Annotated in this window: 4 protein-coding genes; all 4 read left to right on the top strand. The window is 28.8% G+C overall.

Annotated elements, in window-relative coordinates:
* Positions 1-477 precede the first annotated feature (477 nt).
* Positions 478-1218 (top strand): DeoR/GlpR family DNA-binding transcription regulator, encoded by a 741-nt coding sequence (locus tag WBG30_RS12510; RefSeq protein ID WP_424504999.1) that lies wholly within the window; start codon positions 478-480, stop codon positions 1216-1218.
* Positions 1215-2132, top strand: coding sequence for a 1-phosphofructokinase (pfkB, locus tag WBG30_RS12515; RefSeq protein WP_424505000.1), 918 nt, complete (start codon positions 1215-1217; stop codon positions 2130-2132). The genes WBG30_RS12510 and pfkB overlap by 4 nt, the downstream gene beginning before the upstream one ends.
* A gap of 151 nt (positions 2133-2283) precedes the next feature.
* Complete coding sequence (locus WBG30_RS12520; protein WP_424505001.1) at positions 2284-2496, top strand: hypothetical protein; 213 nt, start codon at positions 2284-2286, stop codon at positions 2494-2496.
* Between the two features lie 12 nt (positions 2497-2508).
* Positions 2509-3028: OmpA family protein (locus WBG30_RS12525; RefSeq protein WP_424505002.1), on the top strand; the 520-nt coding region annotated here is incomplete at its 3' end.

Below are 3028 nucleotides of genomic sequence, written 5' to 3' on the forward strand. Positions count from 1 at the left end.
TATTGTACTGCTGGAATAAGATCTGCTCATATGCAAGTTGTTTTAGAAAAAATAGGTTATAATGCAAGAAATTATGATGCTTCTTTTTATAGATGGGCAACCTTAAAGACGGTAAAATTAGAAAAATAAGTAAACAACGTGACGTTACATCTAGAAAGTTAAATATTATTAAAGAGGTTTATTTCTTATATTTTATAAGAAATAAACTTCTTTTTTTTTATATTTTTTAGAAGATGATTTATTTTGACATAGTGTTATTTTATTTACTTTATAATTTTTCTTGAATACTTAATTTTATTGACATTAGTTATGTTTTTTCCCTATGTAGTATTGGTGACTTTAAATTGTTATTTTCGTTATTTTATCGAGTTATTAAATGTCTATTTCACACTTAATTTGAACGTTTTTGAATTATTTTGAAAGAAAATGATTGAATTTTGTATAAAAGTATAATATAATGGTTGTAGGTGATGTGAAATGATACAAATAAAACGAGAAGAGATTATAAAGTCAATATTAGAAATAAAAAAAACGGTGACGCTAAAAGAATTAACAGAAAAGTTAAAAACATCTGAATCAACCATTAGAAGAGATTTAGCAAGGATGGAGGGAAATGGAATTTTAACCAGAGTTCATGGAGGAGCCCGTATATCTAATATATCCTATGAAGAGGATTTAGTTTCCAAAATTAGTCAAAATAATGAAGCTAAAGAGGATATCGCATTCCTTGCTTCTACTTATATAAAGGAAAATGATTGTGTATTTTTAGATGCTGGGACAACTACAGAATATCTTATAAAACATATGAGATCAAAAGATGTTACTGTAGTAACTAACGGAATCCACCATATAAAGGAACTATCTAAATACAAAATAAAAAGTTATTTTACAGGTGGAGCGTTAAAACATAAAACAGGTGCATTGATTGGAAAGGATGCGCTCAAAACCATTGAAAGTTATAATTATGATATATCATTTATAGGTTCAAACTCTATAGATATAAAAGCTGGACTGACAACTCCAGATCCAGATGAGGCCCTAATAAAAGAAAGAGTTATTCAAAATTCAAAAGTTTCCTACATTTTAGCAGATCATACTAAATTTAATAAAATATCGTTTTCAAAATTTGGTAATTTAGAAGAAGTAAAGATAATTACAGATACTATTATAGATGATAGATATCATAACATAAAAACAATTGAGGAGGTCATAAAATGATCTATACATTAACATTAAATCCATCTATAGACTATATAATAAATATAGAAAAATTCATTCCTGGAAATATAAACCTCACAAAGTCAGAATATAAACTACCAGGGGGGAAAGGAATAAATGTGAGTCAAGTACTGAATAACCTTCAAACTCCTAATACAACACTAGGATTTGTAGGTGGATTTACAGGGAATTTTATAAAAAAATCTTTAGATAAAAAGAATATAAATCACGACTTTATAGAAGTCTCTGGCGACACTAGAATAAATATAAAGATGAAAGATAGTAGTAATGAGAGTGAGATCAACGGAAACTCTCCTGATATATCAACAGAAGCATTAAAAAAATTAAAAGTAAAATTAGGATCATTAGTAGATGGAGACACTTTAGTTCTTTCTGGCAGTGTCCCAAAATCTATAAGTTCGACTATATACAAAGATATTATGACTAATATTCCAAAGGGAGTAAAAGTAATACTAGATGCTAAAGGTGAGGCCCTATTAGAGGGAATAAAGGGAAAACCATATATGATAAAACCTAATAACCACGAATTAGGAGATATATTTAATGTAAAATTAGAATCTATAGAAGATATAATTTTATATGGGAAAAAATTACTTGATTTAGGAGCTCAAAATATAGTAGTTTCGATGGCTGGAGATGGAGCACTTCTTATCACTCCTACAGCTTCATATATATCCTGTGCCCCAAAAGGAAAATTAATCAATTCTGTAGGTGCAGGGGATTCTTTAGTAGCTGGATTTACATCTGCTATTTATAAGGGCCTAGATATTTTAACAGCATTTAAATTAGGTATTGCATGTGGAAGTGCCTCAGCATTTTCAGAAAATTTGTGTACTCAAATAGAAGTAGAAAGACTGCTACAGGAGGTGAAAACAACACAAATTGTAGACTAAGTCATAATTAGTCTATCCTTAAAGAAAAAAATATACTAAACTATACATTCTATTTTTAAAATAAAACATTTTTTAGTATCAAATAGGACAACTATTTTAATAAGAATAAGGTATATTAAGGTAATATCATTAAATATAGGAGGTAATAGTCATGAAAAAAATATTATTAGGACTTTTAGTAGTAGGAGGTCTTTCTGCTTGTTCAAGCTCAGAAGAAAAGGTAAATATTCCAATGCAAATTCAAACATTAAGTGAAACTATTTCTACTCAAACACGTGAGTACGAGTCACTAAAAGCAGAAACTGAAGAACTTAAAATGCAAGTACAAGGATTAAATAGTTCAATCAATGAAATTAAAAACTAGGAGGTAATAGTCATGAAAAAAATATTATTAGGACTTTTAGTAGTAGGAGCTCTTTCTGCTTGTTCAAGCTCAGAGGAAAAGGCAGATATCCCGATGCAAATTCAAACTTTGAATGAAACTGTAGATTTGAATGCGAACACTTTAACAGATGTTAAAAATAATTTAATAGGAATTAAAGCTACAAATAGAAAAGTAAAAGCTCAATTAGAAGAAGCTCAACAAAAAGCCGCTGTGGTAGCAGGATATATTCAATTTGTAAAAGCATTTGAAAATACAGGGGCTATTGTAACTGAAGTAGACAAGGGACTATATCTTGCTTTACCTGGAAGTACAACTTTTGAATCAAGTAAAGCAGTATTAAATGACAACATAAAAACAATATTAGAACCTCTTTCTGAAGCTTTAAGATATTATAGTGGAACCAATCTAATTATTAGAGGCCATACAGATAATTCTGGAACTGAAAAGTTTAACCAAAAATTATCAGAAGATAGATCGATAGCAGTTTCTACTTATTTAACAGATAAAGGAA

Origin of the sequence: Psychrilyobacter sp. (genome assembly GCF_049671765.1) — a bacterium.
Classification (GTDB): Bacteria; Fusobacteriota; Fusobacteriia; order Fusobacteriales; family Fusobacteriaceae; genus Psychrilyobacter.

Bases quoted from the DNA above. Each gene is read 5' to 3' on its own strand.
- WBG30_RS12520 (WP_424505001.1), top strand. From the start codon at position 2,284: ATGAAAAAAATATTATTAGGACTTTTAGTAGTAGGAGGTCTTTCTGCT.
- pfkB (WP_424505000.1), top strand. From the start codon at position 1,215: ATGATCTATACATTAACATTAAATCCATCTATAGACTATATAATAAAT.
- WBG30_RS12510 (WP_424504999.1), top strand. From the start codon at position 478: ATGATACAAATAAAACGAGAAGAGATTATAAAGTCAATATTAGAAATA.